This window comes from Nocardia sp. NPDC050713, assembly GCF_040654315.1.
Taxonomy (GTDB): Bacteria; Actinomycetota; Actinomycetes; order Mycobacteriales; family Mycobacteriaceae; genus Nocardia.
In genome coordinates this window covers 1-20,342 of record NZ_JBFAHS010000006.1, presented here as the reverse complement: position 1 = coordinate 20,342, position 20,342 = coordinate 1, and the positions used below count along the sequence as shown (strand labels likewise).

At 70.2% G+C, this 20,342-nt stretch carries 10 protein-coding genes; 5 read left to right on the top strand and 5 right to left on the bottom strand.

Annotated features, from left to right (window positions below):
* The first annotated feature begins 3 nt into the window (after positions 1-3).
* Positions 4-13,647, top strand: coding sequence for an amino acid adenylation domain-containing protein (locus tag AB0H49_RS13775; RefSeq protein WP_357251047.1), 13,644 nt, complete (start codon positions 4-6; stop codon positions 13,645-13,647).
* 28 nt (positions 13,648-13,675) lie between these two features.
* Here AB0H49_RS13775 and AB0H49_RS13770 read toward each other — a convergent pair whose 3' ends face one another.
* Together AB0H49_RS13770 and AB0H49_RS13765 are read right to left on the bottom strand one after the other, a co-directional pair.
* Positions 13,676-13,960: a GNAT family N-acetyltransferase gene (locus tag AB0H49_RS13770; protein WP_354999938.1), complete on the bottom strand. Its 285-nt coding sequence runs from the start codon at positions 13,958-13,960 to the stop codon at positions 13,676-13,678.
* 119 nt (positions 13,961-14,079) lie between these two features.
* Positions 14,080-15,438, bottom strand: coding sequence for an FAD-linked oxidase C-terminal domain-containing protein (locus AB0H49_RS13765; protein WP_357251044.1), 1,359 nt, complete (start codon positions 15,436-15,438; stop codon positions 14,080-14,082).
* Positions 15,439-15,651: 213 nt separating this feature from the next.
* On the opposite strand from AB0H49_RS13765, the gene AB0H49_RS13760 reads away from it, so the two are divergent.
* Positions 15,652-15,963, top strand: coding sequence for a hypothetical protein (locus tag AB0H49_RS13760; protein WP_354999936.1), 312 nt, complete (start codon positions 15,652-15,654; stop codon positions 15,961-15,963).
* A gap of 78 nt (positions 15,964-16,041) precedes the next feature.
* Positions 16,042-16,521: a GtrA family protein gene (locus AB0H49_RS13755; protein WP_357251513.1), complete on the top strand. Its 480-nt coding sequence runs from the start codon at positions 16,042-16,044 to the stop codon at positions 16,519-16,521.
* A gap of 96 nt (positions 16,522-16,617) precedes the next feature.
* Here the strand turns inward: AB0H49_RS13755 and AB0H49_RS13750 are convergent, their stop codons facing one another.
* Genes AB0H49_RS13750 through AB0H49_RS13740 form a run of 3 tightly spaced genes read right to left on the bottom strand, consistent with a single transcriptional unit; the run spans position 16,618 to position 18,570 of the window.
* Positions 16,618-17,256 carry a Type 1 glutamine amidotransferase-like domain-containing protein gene (locus AB0H49_RS13750; protein WP_354999935.1) on the bottom strand — a complete coding sequence of 213 codons (639 nt, stop codon included), beginning with the start codon at positions 17,254-17,256 and terminating at the stop codon, positions 16,618-16,620.
* Between the two features lie 4 nt (positions 17,257-17,260).
* Positions 17,261-18,100, bottom strand: coding sequence for a maleylpyruvate isomerase family mycothiol-dependent enzyme (locus tag AB0H49_RS13745; protein WP_357251039.1), 840 nt, complete (start codon positions 18,098-18,100; stop codon positions 17,261-17,263).
* The gene (locus AB0H49_RS13740) at positions 18,097-18,570 is read right to left on the bottom strand and encodes an HIT family protein (protein ID WP_354999933.1); all 474 of its coding nucleotides are present in this window, start codon (positions 18,568-18,570) and stop codon (positions 18,097-18,099) included. The genes AB0H49_RS13745 and AB0H49_RS13740 overlap by 4 nt, the downstream gene beginning before the upstream one ends.
* A gap of 405 nt (positions 18,571-18,975) precedes the next feature.
* Between AB0H49_RS13740 and AB0H49_RS13735 the strand changes: the two genes are divergently transcribed.
* A complete protein-coding gene (locus AB0H49_RS13735) occupies positions 18,976-20,091 on the top strand; it encodes a Re/Si-specific NAD(P)(+) transhydrogenase subunit alpha (RefSeq protein ID WP_354999932.1) in 1,116 nt (371 codons plus the stop codon).
* On the top strand, positions 20,091-20,342 hold a 252-nt coding region (locus AB0H49_RS13730), incomplete at its 3' end, for an NAD(P) transhydrogenase subunit alpha (protein WP_357251034.1). The genes AB0H49_RS13735 and AB0H49_RS13730, both read left to right, overlap by 1 nt.

Here is a 20,342-nt window from a genome sequence, read left to right as displayed (position 1 = left end):
ACTATGACGCACGGACTTTCGGCCGCGCGGGGCATCGACGTGAGCGAGAACGATGGTTTCCCGCTTTCGCCCGCGCAACTCGGCATGTGGTACGCACAGCAGCTGGATCCTTCGGTGCCGCTCAACGAAGCGCAGTACATCGAGATGCGCGGGCCGCTGGACATCGACACGCTGATCGAGGTCTCGCATCAGGTCGCCTACGAGTACGAGACCGCGCTGCTGCGGTTCGGGGTGCGCGATGGGCAGCCGTATCAGGTCGTCGATCCGAGCCTGCACACGAACCTGAGCTACCTGGACCTCAGCGACGCCGCCGACCCGGACGCCGAAGCCATGCGCTGGATGCGGGCGGACGTGACCGCCCCGGTGGACCTGATCGATGAGCGGCCCGGGATATCGGTGCTGATCCGGGTCGCCCCCGATCGAGTGCTGTGGTATTCGCGGGCACACCACATCGTGGTGGACGGTTTCGCGTCCGCGACGGGGCTGTACCGCGTCGCCGAGCTGTACAACGCCGCGTTGGCGGGCGAGGAGCCGCCCGCGTGCAAGGCGTCCGGGCTGCGCGAGATCTACGACGACGAGGTGCGCTACCGGCAGTCGAGCCGATTCACCGCCGACGCGCAGTACTGGTCGCAGCGCATGGCGGACATGCCCGAACGGTGCAGTCTGGTGCCGGGCGCCGCGCCCGCGCACGCGCTCGGACGTCAGCACCGGCAGCGGCTCTCCGACGAGACGAAGGCACGACTCGACGCCGCCGCGTCGCGCTACGGCGTCGGCACGCCCGGTATCGCGATGGCGGCGCTCGCGGTCTTCTACGCGCAGTCCACCGGTGCGCACGATGTGGTGCTGAGCCTGCCGGTCTCCGGACGCACCACCGCGATGTTGCGCCGCTCCGGCGGCATGCTGGCCAATATCGTTCCGCTGCGCGTCACGGTGGGTGAGCGCAGCACCATGGCCGAGATCGTGGACGCGATCCGGATCGAGGTCTCCGGTGCGTTACGGCACCAACGGTTTCGACACGAAGAGATCCGGCGGGGCGCGGACGGCGACGCGGCGGTCGCGGGCGGTCGCGGGATCGTCGGCCCGGTGGTCAACATCATGCTGTTCCCCGCCGAGATCCACTTCACGGGCATCGAGACCGATCTGCACGTGATCACGTCGGGCCCGATCGAGGACCTGTTCGTCAACATCTACCAGCACGGCGCGCGGGCGCCGATCTACCTCGACTTCACCGCCAATCCCGATCTCTACGACGAAGATTCCCTGGCCCGTCACCACCTGCGGTTCCTGAAGCTGTTCGAGGCGCTGCTGGACGCCGACCCCGACACCCCGGTCCGCGAGGTCGAGTACTTCCTCGACGACGAGGTGGTCCTGCGCGAAGGAATGCACGGTCCGACGCCACCCGCCCCCGGACTGCTGCCGGATGTGCTCGACGAGGGACTGCGCGCGGCGGGCGAGGATGCCGTCGCCGTGGTGGACGGCGACCGCACCGTGACCTACGGCGAACTCGACAGCGCCGCAGGAGTATTGGCCCGGCGACTGACTCGGCTCGGCGCGGGGCCGGACGAGTCGGTGCTCGTCGCACTGCCGCGCTCGATGGAGTCGGTGCTCGCGTTCTGGGGCGTGGTGCGTTCCGGCGCGGCGTACGTGCCGCTCGGTATCGGTAACCCCGCCGAGCGGGTCGCCACGATGGCGACGGAATGCGGTGCGCGACTGGGTATCACCACCCGCGAGCAGGCTTCGCGGTTGCCCGATACGGTCCGGTGGATCGAGATCGACCCGGACACGGCGATTCTCGACGCGCTCCACGGCCACGCGGTGGAAGCCACTGCGGTGGAGAGCGATTCGACGGAAGCCGACTCGCGGGGCGAGCTGCGCCTCGAGCACGCCGCCTACGTCGTCTTCACCTCCGGGTCGACCGGCGTGCCGAAGGGCGTGGTCGTCTCGCACTCCGGGATCGCGGGGCTGGCCGCCGCCGTGCGCGAAGCCTATCGGCCCGAGGTGGGTTCGCGCGTGCTGCAGTGCCTGAACCCGAGTTTCGACGCGTCCCTGCTGGAACTGCTGGTCGCGTTCGGTAGCGGCGCGACGCTGGTGATCGGCCGGGGTGAAGCCATGGCGGGCGCCGAGATCACCTCCGCGATCGCGGAATCCGGGATCACCCACCTCTGCTCCACGCCCGCCGTGCTCACCACACTGCCGGACGACGCCCTGAACGGCGTGCGTGCGCTGTCCACCGGTGGGGAGATCTGCCCGCCGGAAGTGGTGGCACGCTTCGGTTCCGGCCGCAGGCTGGTGAACTCCTACGGCCCGTCCGAGACCACCGTCGCGGCCACCTTCACCGATGCCATGGACCTCGAGCGCCCCTCCGGCATCGGCCGGCCGGTGCCGGGTGCGCGACTGCTGGTCCTCGATCGGCGGCTGGCGCCGGTGCCGATCGGCACACCCGGTGAGCTCTACATCGCCGGATCCGGAGTGGCCCGCGGTTACGCGGGACGCCCCGGTCTGACGGCCGAACGTCTGGTCGCCGACCCGTTCGGACCGGCGGGCAGCCGGATGTATCGCACCGGTGACTTGGTCTCCTGGCGTTCGGTCGAACCGTCCGGTGAAACGGCCGCGGCCGACGGTGTCGTGCTGGAGTACCTGGGGCGCAGCGATTTCCAGGTGAAGTTGCGCGGTATGCGAGTGGAACCCGGTGAGGTCGACGCGGTGCTCCATTCGCACCCGGAGGTGGAGATCTCCGTCACGGTCGTTCGCACCGGTGCGTCCGGACGCGCCATGCTCGCGTCCTATGTGGTTCCGGTGCATCACGATTCGCGGTCCGTCGAACTGGACGTGCCGAGCCTGCGCGAATTCTGCATGCGCCGGCTGCCCGGCCACATGGTGCCCGGCGCCATCACCGTGCTGGACGCGCTGCCGATCACCGGAAACGGCAAGGTCGACCGGCGCGCGCTGCCGGAGCCGATGGCCTACGAGGCGTCGCGGGCTGCCGCGTCGGAGGTCGAGGGCGTCCTGTGCCAGTTGTTCGCCGAAGTGCTCGGCGTGCCGTCGATCGGCGCGGACGTGTCGTTCTTCGCGCTCGGCGGCGACTCGATCCTCTCCATCCAACTGGTCGCCCGCGGCCGGGCGGCCGATCTGGTGTTCTCGGCGCGCGACGTGTTCGAGCACCCGACGCCCGCGGCCCTGGCGGCGGTGGTCACCGCGCCCGGCGAGCGGCAGTCGCTCGCCGAATTGCCCGGCGGCGGCGTGGGTTTCCTGCCACGGACGCCGATCGTGGACTGGCTGCTCGAGCAGCGGGGATGGCAGCGGTTCAGCCAGTCCATGGTGCTCGCCCTGCCCGCAGGTCTGAGCGAGTCCGAACTGGTGCGCACCCTCGGCGCGGTGCTGGACCGGCACGACATGTTGCGCGCCAGGGTGGTTCGCGGCGGCTTGGAGGTCGCGGCGCCGCGGACGCTCGCGGCCGAGACGCTGCTCGAGCGCGTGCGGGTGCCCGAAATCGAGGGCATCGACACCGCATCCGTCGTCGCGGCGGCCACCGCGCGACTCGCGCCGGAGGCCGGGATCATGGTCGCGGCGACCTGGCTGGACGCCGGTGCGGAGGCGGCGGGCAGGCTCGTCCTCGTCATCCACCATCTGGCCGTCGACGCGGTGTCCTGGCGCATTCTGATCGCCGATCTGATCTCCGCCTGGGCGCAGGCGCACGCCGACGAGACGCCCGAATTGCCATCCGTCGGCACCTCCATGCGCACGTGGGCGCACGCCCTCACCGAGGCGGCGACGACCGAGCCGTGGACCGCCGAGGCCGACCACTGGGCCGCCGTGCTCGCCACCCCCGATCCGCCGCTCGGCCGCCGCGCGCTCGATCCGGCAATGGACACCGGCGACACCATCGAGCGCCTCGAACTGAGCCTGCCCGCGGCGACCACCGCGACGCTGCTCGTCCGGCTGCCCGCGACCTACCGCTGCGGTATGGAGGAGGCGCTGCTGACCGCGCTGGCCTCGGCGCTCGCGGAACACCGTGCCGAACCCGGCCCCGCGCTGGTCATGCTGGAGCGGCACGGCCGCGAGGAGGCCGCCGTACCCGGCGCCGATCTCTCCCGCACAGTCGGCTGGTTCACCAGCCAGTTCCCCGTCCGGTTGACGATCGGCGACGCCGGTCCGCTGGACGCGCTCGTCACCGTCAAGGAACAGCTGCGCGCCGTCCCGCACGGCGGCATCGGCTTCGGCCTGCTGCGGCATTCGAACCCGGAGACCGCCGCCGTCCTCGGCACCGCGCTGGACCCGCAGCTCGGATTCAACTACCTCGGCCAGGTGACCGAGGGCGACACCGACGCGTCGGAGGCTGCGGTGCCGTGGCTGCCGGTCTCGCTCGCGGCGAGCCTGGGCGGTGGCGCCGAGCTGCCTGCCTCGGCGGTCCTCGCTGTCGACGCGGTGGTCGTCGAACGCCCGGAAGGTTCGGTGCTGCACGCGGTGTGGCGGTACGCCTCGAAGGTCGTCGACGGCGCGGAAATGGAAGCCCTTGCCGGGAAGTGGATTTCCGCACTGGAGGAACTGGCCCGACGACTGGCCGAGCCCGACGCGGGCAAACTGACGCCCTCCGATCTCCCCCTGGTCTCGGTCGGTCAGCGACAGCTGGACGCCTGGGCCACCAGGTATCCCGCCATGACGGACGTGTGGCCACTGGCCCCGCTCCAGCATGGTCTGCTCTTCCACGCGCAACTGGCCGCGGGCCGCACCGACGAGTACTCGGTGCAGGCGGTGTTCGAATTCGACGGAGCGGTGGACATCGAGCGGCTGGCGGCCGCCGCCACCGCGACCGTGCGCGAACACGAGGCGCTGCGCACCGCGTTCGTGGCGGGCACCGACGAGCCGGTGCAGATCCTGCTCGCCGACGTCGATGTCCCTTGGCGCACAGTGGATGTCGACGCGGACGACTTCGACGCGTTCGCGGCCCGCGAGCTGGCGGCGCCGTTCGACCCCGCGCACCCGCCGCTGGTCAGGTTCGTCTGCGTGCGGTGCGGCGAGGACGACATCCGGCTGCTCGTCACCAACCACCACCTTGTGCTCGACGGCTGGTCCATGCCGCTGCTGCTCGCCGAACTGCTCGCGCGCTACCAAAGCGGTGGGGACGGAACGGCTTTCCCGCAGCCAGTCTCGTACCGCGACTACCTGGAATGGCTGACCCGCCGGGACCGCGCCGCGGCGACGGCGGCGTGGACGGACGCGCTCTCCGGACTGCCTGGCCCGACGCTGGTCACCGCGGGCCGCACCCCGCGGCGAACCGGTGCCGGGAAACTGGATCTCGACCTGCCGCTCACACCCGAGACCGCCCTCGCCCTGCACAGCATGGCGGCCGACCAAGGCGTCACCCTCAACACGGTGGTGCAGTGCGCTTGGGGCATGCTGCTCGCCGAGCTGACCGGCGAGACCGACATCGTCTTCGGCGCGACGGTTTCCGGCCGACCGGCCGACCTGCCCGGCGCGGAACGCATCGTCGGCATGCTGGTCAACACCCTCCCGGTGCGCGTCACGCTCGATCCCGCCGAGCCGGTCGGTGACCTGCTGCGCCGGATCCAGCGCGAGCAGGGCACTCTGCTCGACCACCACACCGCGGGACTCACCGAGATCCAGTCCGCCACCGGGCTCGGCGTGCTCTTCGACACCGCCATCGTCTACGAGTCCTATCCGGTGGACGCGGCGGCCCTGCGCAAAGCAGCCGAGCACGCGGCGCTCCGGGTGCGGGATTTCCGCGGCCGCGACGGCACCCACTACCCGCTGTCGCTGGCCGCGCACGCACGCGACACGCTGCGGCTGATCCTCAGCTGCGCCACCGGATTCTTCGACGCCGACGAGGCACACGCGATCGGCGACCGCCTGGTGCGGATGCTCGACCGCATGGCCGCCGACCCGGCGGGGAGAGCCGCCGGTGTGTGCGGCGTGGAGCGCGCCGATGTGCTGCGCTCCCGACCGCAGCCGATGCGGCTGCTGCCCGATCTGCTGCGCTGCGGCGTGCGTCCGGGCCGGGTCGCGGTCGAGGACGACGCACACGCCCTCGACTACACGGAACTCGATGCCCGCTCGAATCGTCTGGCCCGCAGACTGATCGCGTCCGGCGCTGGCCCGGAGACCAGGGTGCTGCTCGCGCTGCCGCGGTCCGTCGACTGGTTCGTCGCGGTGTGGGCGATCGCGAAGTCCGGCGCCGCGTTCGTCCCCGTCGATATCGACCATCCCGAGGACCGCCTCGCGACCCTCGCCGCCGACAGCGCCGCGCCGCTCGGTATCACCACCGCGCGACACCGAGATCGACTGCCCGGCACGGTGTCCTGGTCGCTACTCGACGACCCGGTGCTGCGCGCCGAGCTGCCGGACCATTCCGACGCGGCGATCACCGATGACGACCGGCTGCGCCCGCTGCGCGTGGACCACCCCGCCTATCTGATCTATACCTCGGGATCCACCGGGACACCCAAGGGCGTCGTGGTGACCCACGCCGGACTCGGCGGGCTCGCGGTGGGCGCCGCGGCGCGCATGCGGGCCAGGCCGGGCGATCGCGTCCTGCTCAGCATGAACCCGAATTTCGACGCCGCGACGCTGGTGTGGCTGTCCACCTTCTACACCGGCGCCACGCTGGTCACCGCGCCCGCGGCGGCGATCGCGGGCGACGAGCTGACCTCCGTGATCGTGGCGAACGAGGTGACTCACGTCGTCGCGCCGCCCGCCGTGCTCGCCACGCTCTCGGCCGCGTCGTGGAACGGCGTGCGCACGGTGGTCACCGGCGGCGAGGTCTGTCCGCCCGAGCTCACCGCACGGGTCGGCGCGGGTCGGTCGATGATGAACTCCTACGGACCGGCCGAGGCGACCGTCGCCGCGACCTTCAGCGCGCCGCTGGTCCCCGGCGAGGCCGCCGAGCTCGGCGCGCCCATGCCGGGATTCGGTCTGGTCGTGTTCGACCGCTGGTTGCGGCCCGCGCCGGTCGGGACGATCGGTGAGCTGTACCTGATGGGCCCCGGTCTGGCGCGCGGCTACCACGGCCGCGCGGGGCTGACGGCCGCTCGGTTCGTGCCCGACCCGTTCGGCGCTCCCGGCGACCGGATGTACCGCACCGGCGATCTGGTGCGGCGCGTCTCGCACAGCGGCCTGGAATACGTGGGCCGCAACGATTCCCAGGTCAAGCTGCATGGCATCCGGGTGGAACCCGGTGAGGTCGACGCGGTGCTGCGCGACGTGCCGGGGGTCGGACTCGCGGTCACCGTGCCGCGGCGCGGGCCCACCGGTGACCTGGCGCTCGCGGCCTATGTGGCTCCGACGGCGGGCGCCGAACTCGACGGCGCGCGCCTGCGCGACCACTTGGTGCGCCGCCTGCCCCGCCACCTGGTGCCCGCGGCGGTGACCGTGCTCGACGTCCTGCCGGTGACCGGCAACGGCAAGGTCGACGTGCGCGCTTTGCCCGAACCCGAATGCGTCGCAGTGGAATACGTGGCTCCGATCGGCGTCGAGCGCGTCGTCGCCGAGGTTTTCGGCGCGGTGCTCGATCGGCCGGGTATCGGCGCGTACGACGACTTCTTCGCCCTCGGCGGCGATTCGCTGTCCGCGACCAGGGTGACCGCCCGGCTCGGCGCCGCACTCGACATCGAGGTGCCGGTCCGGTTGTTGTTCGAAGCGCCGACGGTGCGCGCGCTGGCCGCCCGGTTGCCCGCGGCGGGCGACGGGGCACGGCCCAGCATCGGACCGCGATCCGGTGCGCGGCCCGAGCACATTCCTCTCGCGCCCGCGCAGCAGCGGATGTGGTTCGTCAACCAATACGACCCGGAATCCGGTGCGTACAACATCCCCGCGGTGCTCCGCCTGCGCGGTGACCTGGATGTGAGCGCTCTGCGTGCGGCGCTCTCCGATGTGCTGGCCAGGCACGAGGCGCTGCGTACCGTGTACCCGGCGCGCGACGGCGTCGGCTATCAGGTCGTGCTGCCGCCGGACGCGGTGGAACTCGATCCGGAGCCGATCCAGATCGTGGCGGACGAGCTGCCTGCTGCGGTACTGGATTGCGTGACAGCCGGTTTCGACGTGGCCTCGGCGGTGCCGTTGCGGCTGCGCCTGTTCCGCGTCGCCGATGGCGAGCACGTCCTCGTCGTCGTGGCGCACCACATCAGCGCGGACGGGTTCTCCATGGGGCCGCTCGCGAGGGACGTGCTCGCGGCCTACGCGGCGCGTGCCAACGGAGATATCCCGGGCTGGACCGAATTGCCGGTGCAGTACGCGGATTACACGCTCTGGCAACGGGATCGGCTGGGTTCGGCCGACGACCCGGAATCCCTGCTCGCCGCTCAGCTCGACTACTGGACCACCACACTGAAGGGCCTGCCGGACCGGCTCGAGCTGCCCGCCGACCGGCCTCGTCCGGCCGTTCCGTCGCTGCGCGCGGGCACCGTGCTGCGCACCGTCGACGCCGAATTGGCCACCGCGCTGGACGAACTCGGCCGAACCAACCACAGTTCGCTGTTCATGGTGCTGCACGCCGCGCTCGCGGCCCTGTTCGCCAGGCTCAGCGGCACATCGGACATCGCGATCGGCACGCCGGTCGCGGGTCGCGGCGCGGCCGAACTGGACGATGTGGTCGGCATGTTCGTCAACACCGTCGTGCTGCGCACCGAGATCGACTCGGCCGACACGTTCGCCGAACTGCTCGCCGAGACGCGGCGCACCGATCTGGACGCCTTCGCGCACGCCGACATCCCGTTCGAGAGCCTCGTCGACGTGCTCGATCCGGCCCGCTCGGCGGCGCGGCACCCGCTGGTCCAGGTCATGTTGGTGTTCCAGAATCTCGCACCGGTCGAGCTCACGCTCTCCCATCTGCACGTAGCGCCGGTGGAGCTGGAACAGCAGAGCCTGCGTTTCGACCTGAGCGTCACGGTGGCGCCGGACGAGACGTCGGGCCTGACGATCCGCTTCGGCTACGCCACCGATCTGTTCGACCACGACACCGTCGAGCGGTTCGCGGACCGCTGGCTGCGGTTGTTGCGCGCGGTCGCCACGGCTCCGGAAGCGCCCGTTGGCGATGTCGACCTGCTCGACGCGGAAGAAGATGCGGCCCTTGTCGTTCCGGCCCTGCCTCCGGTGGCGGAACCGGCCGTGTTGCCGAAGCTGCTCGCGGCGGCGGTGGCGGACAATCCGGACGGTGTCGCGGTGATCGACGGCGTCACCCGGCTCACCTACCGCGAGCTCGACGAGCACGCCAACCGGTTGGCGCGGGTGCTCATCGGTGCGGGCGCTGGCCCCGAAGAGCTGGTCGCGGTCGCCATCCGGCGCTCGCTGCCCGCGGTGCTCGCGGTGTGGGCGGTGGCCAAGACCGGCGCCGCGTTCGTGCCGATCGACCCGGCCTATCCGGCCGAGCGGATCACGCAGATCCTGGACGATTCCGGGGCGCGGCTCGGCGTGACGGTCCGCGCCGTCGCGCCGTCGCTGCCCGGCGCGGACTCCGGCGAGTCGCCGGTGCACTGGCTCGCGCTGGACGATCCGGCCACCACCGATCTGGTCGACTCGGCCACCGGAGTGCCGATCGACGACACCGAACGCACGACGCCGGTGCGGTGGGAAAATCCGGCCTACGTCATCTTCACCTCGGGTTCCACCGGACGACCGAAGGGCGTCGTCGTCACACACCAGGGGTTGGCGAATCTCACCGTCGCCCAGCGCGATCGGATGCGCATCACGGCGGACTCGCGTGTGCTCGCGGTTGCGTCCCCGAGCTTCGACGCCGCGGTGCTCGAGCTGCTGATGGCCGTCGGCGCGGGGGCGACGCTGGTGATCGCCGGTCCCACCGCTTTCGGCGGGCCGGAGCTCGGGGAACTGCTCGCCCGCGAACGTGTTTCGCACATCGCGCTCTCGCCGTCGGCGCTGGGCTCGGTGGATGCCGCGGTGCTCGGCCCGGAACCCGCGCTGCGCGGCATCATCACCGGCGGCGAGCCGTGCCCGCCGGACCTGGTCGAACAGTGGGCCGCGCCGGATCGCTTGCAGTTCAACGACTACGGTCCCACCGAGTGCACGATCTGGGCGACGGGCAGTGATGCCCTGCGGCCCGGTGACGAGATCACCATCGGCGGCCCGGTCCCCGGCCTCGCGGTCCGCGTGCTCGACGAGCGGCTGCACCCGGTGCCGGACGGCGTGGTCGGCGAACTGTATCTGTCCGGCCATGCCCTCGCGCGCGGCTACCACGGCCGATCGCCCCTGACCGCCGCGCGCTTCGTCGCCGATCCGTACGGCGCGCCCGGCGAACGCATGTACCGCACCGGCGATCTGGTGCGCAGGCGCGACGGCGCGCTGGGCTACATCGGCCGCGGTGACCTCCAGGTGAAACTGCGCGGACTGCGCATCGAACTCGGCGAGATCGAGTCGGCCCTGGTGCGCGATCCCGCCGTCCACCAAGCAGCGGTGACGGTCTACACCGATCCGTCCGTCGGCGAGCTGCTGGTCGGCTACGTGGTGCCGCACGGAGTGGGTGCCCACGAGGCGGCGGCAGACGAGGCCGAGGCGCACGCGGCGGAAACCCACGCCGTCGCGTCCCGCGAGGTCGCGACGATCGACCTCGACGCGCTGAAAGCCTCTCTCGCCCAGCGGCTTCCGTCGTACATGGTGCCGTCGGCACTGGTCGTGCTCGACGCTCTGCCGCGCACCGCGAACGGCAAGCTCGATCGGCGGGCACTTCCGGCTCCCGATATCCGTGCCGGCCGCTTCCGCGAGCCGAAGACGCCCGCCGAGCGCATCGTCGCCGAGACCTTCGGTGAGCTGCTCGGCGTGCCGCGGGTCGGTCTCGACGACGACTTCTTCGCGCTCGGCGGCAATTCGCTCATCGCGACCCGCATCGCCGCCCGCCTCGGCGCAGCACTGGACCGTCGCGTTCCGGTGCGGATGGTGTTCGACGCCCCGACCGTCGAACGACTGGCCGAAGCGGTGCGCACCTCAGCGGCGCCGCCCGGTCCTCGTCCGGGACCGCGCCACCGGCCGACCTACGTCCCGCTTTCGGCGGCGCAGCGGCGGATGTGGTTCCTCAACCGCTACGATCCTTCCTCGCCCGCGCAGAACGTGCCCCTCGCGTTGGAGGTGCGGGGCGAACTGGATGTCGCGGTCGTGCAGGCGGCCCTGATGGACGTCATCGCCCGCCACGAGGCGCTGCGCACCGTATATCCGGTGAACGCCGAGGGCGAGCCGTACCAGGACGTGCGTGGTGTGGCGGAAGCCTTTGCGCCGGTTCGAGACTCGGATGCCGATGCCGAATCCGTTCCGCGTTTGGTCGCCATGGCCTGCGCGCAGGGTTTCGATCTCACCACCGAGCTCTCGCTGCGCGTGCAGCTGCTCCGGATCGAACCGCGGCGCACCGTAATGGTGGTGGTGATGCACCACATCGCCTCCGACGGTTCGTCGCTGGCGCCCTTGGCCCGCGACGTGCTGGTGGCCTACTCGGCTCGCCGCGCCGGTGCCGCCCCGCAATGGCAGCCGCTGCCACTGCAATACGCCGATTACGCGCTGTGGCAGCACGAGTTGCTCGGCGCCGACGACGATCCCGACAGTCTGGCGCACCGGCAGCTGGAGTACTGGCGGGACGCACTGGACGGACTGCCCGCCGTGACGTCGCTGCCGAGCGACCATCCGCGGCCGACCATGTCCACCCATCGCGCGGGATTGGTCGATTTCCACATCGATGTCGCCACGCAGCAACGCATTCGGCAAATCGCACGGTGGCACGGCGTGAGTATCTTCATGGTGGCGCACGCGGCCCTCGCCGCGCTGCTCGGCCGCATCTCCAGGCAGCAGGATGTCGCGATCGGCACGGTCGTCGCCGGACGCGGTGACGGCGAACTCGACGAGCTGGTCGGCATGTTCGTCAACACCCTGGTGTTGCGCAGCAGGGTGCGTTCCGAGGACACCTTCGAAAAGCTGCTGGCCGCAACCAAAGACGGTGATCTGGACGCGTTCGGCAATGCCGATCTGCCGTTCGAGCGGTTGGTCGAGGTGGTCGCGCCCGCTCGCTCCACGTCCCACCATCCGCTGTTCCAGGTGCTGCTGACCTTCCAGAACTTCGAGTTCGATCCAGGCGGGGTGCCCGAACTCGGTGTCCGCGCGATCGAGATGCCCGCGGTCGGGGCGAAATTCGATCTGGAGTGGATGCTCGACGAGCAGTTCGACGAAGAGGGAGCGCCCACGGGCATCGACGGCAGCCTCACTTTCGCCCTCGACCTGTTCGAACCGTCCACCGCGCGAACGCTCACGGAAAGGTACGTCGAGTTGCTCGACGCCGTCACCGCGAACCCGGAGCTGGTCCTCGGCGACATCGATGTCACCGCGCCGCCCGGCACGGTCGTCTACGACCCACCGCCGAGCGTGGTCCAGCAGCGCACCGACTTGCCCTACCGTCCGCCGGTCACCCGGACCGAGCACGTGGTGGTGAGCGCCTTCGAGAAGGTGCTCGGCGCGGAACGAGTCGGGTTGGACGACAACTTCTTCGAACTCGGCGGCACCTCCATGGTCGCGGTCCGCCTGGTCGACGAACTGCGCGAACAACTCGACCACGCCGTCCCGGTGCAGTGGATGTTCGGCGATCCCACGCCGGGAGCGCTGGCCGAGCGCATCGTGGCGCAGCCGGAGGCGGGGGCGGACGGGACCGATCCTGCGCTGCGACCGCTGCTGCCGTTGCGTCCGTCCGGCAGCGGGCCCGCGCTGTTCTGCGTGCATCCGGCGATCGGATTGGCCTGGGGCTACGCGGGATTGGTGCGTCATCTGGATCCCGGCCACCCGGTGTACGGGCTGCAATCACCGGGCGTCGCCGCCGCGCAGCCGGACATGTCGCTGACCGAACGCGCGGCGCGCTACGCCGACGAGATGCAGGCCGCCCAGCCGGACGGTCCGTACCGGGTGCTCGGTTATTCGGCGGGCGGACCGCTGGCCCACGCGGTCGCCGTGGAACTCCAGCGCCGAGAGGCGACGGTATCGGCGCTCGTCATCATCGACGGCCGCGCCGACGTCGAACCCGAGAGCGCCACGGAGATGCCGCCGCCGGAGATCCTGCTCGCCGAGTTCGGCGGCATCGACCCGGCCCTGCTCACCGGCGACCAGCCGCTGGCCGAGCGCGCCGCCGAACTCCTGCGTGGCGGGCGCGTGTTGGGCGAGGTTGCCGTTGATGCTTTGGGCGAATCCGCTGATGGCGCCTTGGACGAAGTTGCCGGTGGTACCTCGGGCGGCGTTGCCGATGATCCCTCGGGCGCGGTGGTCGATGGTGCCTCGGGCGAGTCGGCTGGTGGTGCCTCGGGCGAGTCGGCTGGTGGTGCCTTGGCCGCACTAGACGGCGGCGCCCTGGACGCGATGGCCGGTGGCGCCTTCGGTGCGCTCGACGCCGCGGCCTTGGAACGCCTCTACCTCGACTACCAGCAGTTGGTCCGGCAGGCGGCCGAATACCGGCCCGGCGTGTTCGACGGTGATCTGCTCTTCTTCAGCAGCACCAGCCGTAGGCCCGGCTACTCGCCGAACGTGGACACCTGGCGGCCCTACGTCAGCGGCGCGATCGTCGACCACCAGACCGGCCACGAACACAACCACCTGACCGGGCCAGAGGCCCTCGCGGTGATCGGCCCGATCCTGGCCGAGTACTTGCGGGAGCGCGGCTGACTTCCATCAGCCGGAGCGGAGGGTACGCCTAAGCGACCAGGTCCGCGTACTCGCGGTGGTCGGCGATGTACTTCTCGACGTACCAGCAGGTCGGCACCACGGAGAAGCCCGCGTCCCTGGAGTCCTGAAGCGCGTACTCGACCACCTTGGCCGCGATGCCCTGCCCGCGGAACTCCGGGAAGGTCATGGTGTGGTGGAAGTCGCGGACCTTGCTGTCCTCGCGCTCGGCGTAGTCGGCGTACCCGGCCAGGGTGTCGTCGACGTAGATCTCGAATCGGGTGTCGGCGGCGTTGTGCTCGAGCCTGGTGGTCATGGTGGTGCCAACTCCTTCGTGCGCGGGATTGTTCCGGACTCCATCAGGGGTGCGGTTGCGTGGCGGTGGACCGGTCGCGGAATGCGCCGAGTGTATAAGCCCGGTCGGCGAGTTCCGCGTCAGAGGATCGCGCCGGGGTTGAGGATGCCGTGCGGGTCGAGCGCGTCCTTGATGCGCTGGGTCAGCGCCATCACGTCGGGGCCGAGCTGGTCGGGCAGCCAGTCCTTCTTGAGCCTGCCGACGCCGTGTTCGCCGGTGATCGTGCCGCCGAGGGTGATGGCCAGGTCCATGATCTCGCCGAAGGCACGGTGCGCGCGGGCGGTGTTCTCGGCGTCGGTGGGGTCGTGCACGATCAGCGGGTGGGTGTTGCCGTCGCCCGCGTGCGCGATCACCGAGACGGTCACGTCGTTGCGTTCTGCGATGGCGGCGATGCCCGTGACCAGATCGCCGAGGCGCGGCAGCGGCACCCCGACGTCTTCGAGCAGCAGCGGCCCGAGCCGTTCCACGGCGGGAATCGCGAAACGCCTCGCCGCCGTGAACGCCTCGCCCTCCTCGGCGTCCTCGGTGTGGAAAACCTCGGTGGCTCCGGCCTTTTCGCACGCCTCGACCATGATCTCGGCCTCGCGCGCGGCGAATTCGCCAGGCGCGTCGGACCGGGCGACCAGCAGCGCGGCGGCGGCACGGTCCAGACCCATCCGCATCTCGTCCTCGACGGCATTGATGGCGATGGAGTCCATGAACTCGAGCATGGACGGCCGCAGCGTGCCGGTGATGCCGAGAATGGCCTCGGTGGCGGCGGTGAGCGAGGCGAAACTGGCGACCACGGTGCTCTGCGACGGCTGCGCGGGCAGCAGTCGCAGCGTCAGTTCGGTGATCACGCCGAGCGTGCCCTCGCTGCCGACGAACAGCTTGGTGAGCGAGAGCCCGGCGGAATCCTTCAGGCGCGGCCCGCCCAACCGCACGGGGGTTCCGTCGGCGAGCACCACCTCCATGCCGAGCACGTAGTCGGTGGTGACCCCGTACTTCACGCAGCACAGCCCGCCCGCGTTGGTCGCCGCGTTGCCGCCGATCGAGCACATCTCGAACGACGACGGATCCGGCGGATACCACAGCCCGTGCTCGGCGACCGCCCGCTTCACCTCCGCGTTCAACAGCCCCGGCTGCGCGACCGCGGTCCGGGTGACCGGATCGACGGTGATCGCCCGCATCCGCTCGGTGCTCAGCACGATCCCGCCGTCCACCGCCGTGGCGCCGCCGGAAAGCCCGGATCCCGCGCCGCGCGGAACCACCGGCACCCGGTGCGCGTGCGCCCAGCGCAACGTCGCCGCGACATCCGCGGTGCAGGTGGCGCGGACGACCGCCGCGGGCGTTCCGGCCCCGGGATCGCGCGCCCAGTCCTGCCGGTAGCCGATCAGCAAATCGGGGTCGGTGAGCACCGCGCCCTCGGGCAGTGCGGCGACGAGTTCATGCAGGTCCACGGTTGTTCAGAGTAGTGGGGTGCGGGCGTGGAATCGGTCGAAAGCGCAGGCGGACGCTACTTCGGACTGGTAATTCCGGGCGCGCCGGGCAAGAATGCCGGGTGCAGGGGCTCGCCGTGCGCGGATCGACCGTTGTCGTGACGGTGGACGCGCCCGGCCGACGGATCGTTCGACCATTCCGGGGACCTGCCACATATTCGGAGGGTTGACGGCATGCGGGTCGAATCACCGGACTACCGCGAACTCATCGGCGCGCTGTTCGCCGACGAGTTCGCCGACGGCGCCGTCGATCTGGAGGCGCTGCGCGGCATCCACGCGGGCGAGTTCGGTACCTGGCTCACCGCACTCGACCGCTCGGGCCTGTTCGACAAGGAAGCCCTGGCGACGGTCGCCGACCAGTGGCGCCGCGACCCCATGCTCCTGCTGGACGCCCTCCTCGCCGATGTCGACGACGTCACCCGCCGCCGCTGGCTGATGGCCTGGTCGAGCCTGGACCGCCCGGAACCCTTGGGCCAGATCGGCTGACCGGGGCGACTCGGCGGACGTTTGCCAACAGCTCACCTCGCGGACACCTGCCGCTGCCATGCTGGCCGCGTGTCCGATCTGGCCGTCGCCGCCGACTCCCTCGCCGACCGGTTCACCCGCTGGTGTGAGCTCGTCGTCGCGCGGCTGCCCCTGGGATTGGACCGGATCGTCCCGCCGACGTTCCTCGGCTTCGGACTGATCAACAGCTTCACCTTCGGCGTCGACCTGGTGCTGCTCACCCTCTTTCACGGCTGGTGGAACTGGCCGGTGCCGGTCTCGATCACACTGGGCTACATCTGCGCGTTCGGGCTCGCCTTCGTCCTCAACCGCACCTTCAACTTCCACTCGCACGCCCCCGTCGGCAGGCAGGCCGCGGTGTACGTCGTGGTCGTCGTGATCAACTACGTGGCCTTCATCCTCGGCGTCGGCGGCGGACTCACCGCGCTCGGCGTCGAATACCACGTGGCCCGGCTGCTCGCGGGCGCCTGCGAAGCCCTTTATATGTATACCGCCATGCGCTGGATCGTCTTCCGCGCCCGCCCCACCGACGAGACCTGACCGCTCCCACACGCCGTTCGCACGCCTCACATAGGCACCGACTATGTGACGCGTACGGACGACGTGTGGGAACCGACGGGTTGGGGAAGGGGGATGTCAGTGCAGGAGTTGTGGTCGCGCGCCGTCGATTACGACGACGTCGTCGTCGGTGAGCGCCCAATGCGCGACCCCGGCGGCGCGGTACTCGGCCGCGAGCCGGTTGCCGAACCCATCCGGGTCGGTGGGGGAGTCGATGTGCGGGACGATCCGGTGATCGACCAAACCCAATCCGTCCCAACGCGGTTCGACACCGCACGTCGGTTCCACCTCGGCGGGGTCGTCCACCGACTCCAGCCCGTGCAGGTCCGGCGTCAGCAGGCAAGCGCCCGCGCTGTACCCCGCGTAGACCAGCGCGTCGGCTTCGAGCAACCGCGTCAAGGCGAGATCGGCTCCGCTACGGGCGAATTGGGCACGCAGCACGAAGGTATTGCCGCCACGTACCCAGATCAGCGGGAACTCGGCGAGTCGATGCTCCAATTCCTCTGCGCGCCCGACGTACTCGCGGAGATCCAGCACCTCCGGCGTATACCCGAGCTTGCGCAACGGAACCAGATCGCTGGTCACAGCCGACGTCCACGCGTCCGGCCAGGCGTCGCAGGCGTTGGGTATCACGGCAACCCGGCCCGGCGCGCCGACCAGTGCGGCGAGCCGGTCCTGGTGTTTGCCGAATCGATAGCTGGACAGGAAGAGCCGCACCGGCTCAGAGGGTGAACGCGAGGTGGCGGACCAAACGGACGCCGAGCTCTTCGTTGCCCGTGACGACGATCTCGTCGAGATGTTCTGCCGCACTGCGACGACCGCCGCCCAGCCGGACGAAAAGCCCCGAGTCCATGGCGATCTCGACATCGGCCGCACCGTCGAACGAGTCGACGAAGGCGGCCCGCTCGTCCACCGCGATGTGCAGGGTCCGCGGTAGCGCGCCGGACAGCGCGAAGGTGATCCGTGACCCGGCGGGCGCCTTGCCGAGCTTGGCGACGACCCGCGGCAGCGATCCGGCGAACTCGGCGAACGCCAGGTCACCGCGCCTGCCGCCCTCGTTCACTCGCACGTCCAGCGCGTCGGCGATGTCGAGTTCGTGCATCCAGCAGTCGAACAGCCGCACCCGCATGAACCGGCCGTAGGGGACCTGGCCGATCGGGGAGACCGTCGGCGTGGTCCATGCGGCGTCGTCCATCTCGGCCAGCGCCTTGTGCCGCCGGTCCATCACCTCACGGAACAGCTCGAGCAGACGCGCGCCGGGCATCGGACGCAGCCGGTCGACCCAGATCTCGTTGAGCACCGCGGTCTCGTTGCGGACGTACGGCAGCGAACGTACGTCGGTCTTCTCGCGCATCGGATCGTGCGGCGGCGGCTTCTCGCCGAGCAGCCACGATTCGGTGCCGACCACGTGTGCCACGATGTCGAAGACGGTCCAGCCGGGCAGCTTCGACGGTGTGCGCCACCGGTTTTCGTCCAGGTCGGCGACCAGCGCCGCGATGGCGTCCCACTGCTCGGTCAGCAGCGCGGTCAGCTCGGTGCGGTCGAATGTCTGGTCGGTCATGCCTGCGTTCCTTCCTCGGTGCCCACGTCCTCGGCGTCGTCCTGGCGGGCCAGCGTCGCGAGGCCCGCCCGGATGGCGTCGGCGGTGCCCTCCGGATCGTTCGGTCTGCGCAGCAGGAAGCCCTTGGCGAAGCTGAGCTTGTCGCCGTGCCTGCGCGGGACGACGTGCAGGTGCACGTGCGCGACGGTCTGGAACGCGGCCTTGCCGTCGTTCATCACCAGGTTCGCGCCGTCGGCGACGAGACTGCTGCGCCGCATGGCCAGCGCGATCCGGTGCCCGGCGCGGAAGAGCTCCGCGCCGAGATCGGCGTCGAGATCGTCCAGTTCCGCCGCGTGCCGCTTCGGCACGACCAGTGTGTGGCCGCGCGCGACGGGGCGGATATCGAGGAACGCGCACAGCAGTTCGTCCTCGTAGACCTTGGTAGCCGGAGCTTCACCCGCCACGATGCGGCAGAAGACGCAGTCGTTCACACCGCGACCATACGGCGTACGAGTGGCGCGGAACACCCCGAATCCCCTGTCGAACATGACGCGCGTCACTCTCTGTCGCGGTCTCGAGCGCCTGACCAGTTCGCTGACGTGTGGGTAAGTAAGAGACCTGAAGGTTCGATCTTGTGGCCCTCACCTGCGCGGACGATCATCGAAGTCGAGTTTTTCGCGTCGGCGCAGCGAGAACGGAGGCGACGGCACAGCGCGTCGACGCGGTTCGAATCCGGCATATGGGCGGAATCCGACCACGTTCTGTGACGGGCATCTCAGCTACGCTCACGGCGAGCCGGGTACAGTTGCGAGGATTTTCGGCGAACTTACTCGTTAGTAACTTCGTCCGGACATCGGTCGGTGGCCAACAGCCAGCACGAGAAGGAAGTCTGACAAGTGGAGACAACGCAAAACGTTGGCGACTCGTCGCCGCGCGGAGCGCGTGTCGGAGTCGTTCGCGAGTCCAACGCGGGCGAGCGGCGTGTCGCATTGGTGCCCAAGATCATTCCGGCGCTGCTGAAGCAGGGCGTCGAGGTGGTCGTGGAAGCCGGCGCCGGACTGGGTGCGCTCATTCCCGACGAGGCCTACGCGGAGGCCGGTGCGACCATCGGCGATCCGTGGTCGGCCGAGGTGGTCGTGAAGGTGGCCCCGCCCAGCGATGCCGAGGTGGCCAAGCTGTCCGACGGGCAGACGCTGATCGGCTTCCTCGCCCCGCGCAATGCCGAGAACCAGATCGCGGCGCTGAAGTCGGCCGGTGTGCAGGCCTTCGCGGTCGAGGCGATCCCGCGTATCTCGCGTGCGCAGGTGATGGACGCGCTGTCCTCGCAGGCGAATGTCGCCGGATACAAGGCGGTGCTGCTGGCGGCGTCGGAGTCGACCCGCTTCTTCCCGATGCTGACCACCGCGGCGGGCACGGTGAAGCCCGCGACCGTGCTGGTGCTCGGCGTGGGTGTGGCCGGTCTGCAGGCGCTGGCGACGGCCAAGCGACTAGGCGGCCGGACCACCGGTTACGACGTGCGTCCCGAGGTCGCCGATCAGGTGCGTTCGGTCGGTGCGCAGTGGCTGGACCTGGGCATCGACGCCGCGGGCGAGGGCGGTTACGCGCGTGAGCTGACCGACGAGGAGAAGGCCAAGCAGCAGCAGGCGCTCGAGGACGCGATCAAGGGCTTCGACGTGGTGATCACCACCGCGCTGGTGCCGGGCCGTCCCGCGCCGCGGCTGGTGACCGCCGCCGCGGTGGAGGGCATGAAGCCGGGCAGCGTGATCGTGGACCTGGCCGGTGAGACCGGCGGCAACTGCGAACTGACCGAGCCGGGACAGACCGTGGTCAAGCACGGCGTCACCATCGCCTCGCCGCTGAACCTGCCCGCGACCATGCCGGAGCACGCCAGCGAGCTGTACTCCAAGAACATCGCGGCCCTGCTGGAACTGATGCTCGTGGATGGCAAGGTCGCCCCCGACTTCGAGGATCAGGTTCTCGCGGACTCGTGCGTCACTCGTGAGGTGAACTGATGTATACCGAACTGCTGGCGAACATCGCGATCCTGGTGCTGTCCGGGTTCGTCGGTTTCGCCGTAATCTCCAAGGTCCCCAACACCTTGCACACCCCGCTGATGTCGGGCACCAACGCCATTCACGGCATCGTGGTCCTCGGTGCGTTGGTGACGCTGGGCCGGGTGGAGAACCCCTCGATCGGCATCCAGATCATTCTGTTCGTCGCCGTGGTCTTCGGAACGCTGAACGTGATCGGTGGTTTCGTGGTC

What these genes read in the sequence shown, in the direction of transcription:
- AB0H49_RS13745 (WP_357251039.1), bottom strand. Translation starts at nt 18,100, where the DNA reads ATGACCGACCAGACATTCGACCGCACCGAGCTGACCGCGCTGCTGACC.
- AB0H49_RS13770 (WP_354999938.1), bottom strand. Translation starts at nt 13,960, where the DNA reads ATGACCACCAGGCTCGAGCACAACGCCGCCGACACCCGATTCGAGATC.
- AB0H49_RS13760 (WP_354999936.1), top strand. Translation starts at nt 15,652, where the DNA reads ATGCGGGTCGAATCACCGGACTACCGCGAACTCATCGGCGCGCTGTTC.
- AB0H49_RS13775 (WP_357251047.1), top strand. Translation starts at nt 4, where the DNA reads ATGACGCACGGACTTTCGGCCGCGCGGGGCATCGACGTGAGCGAGAAC.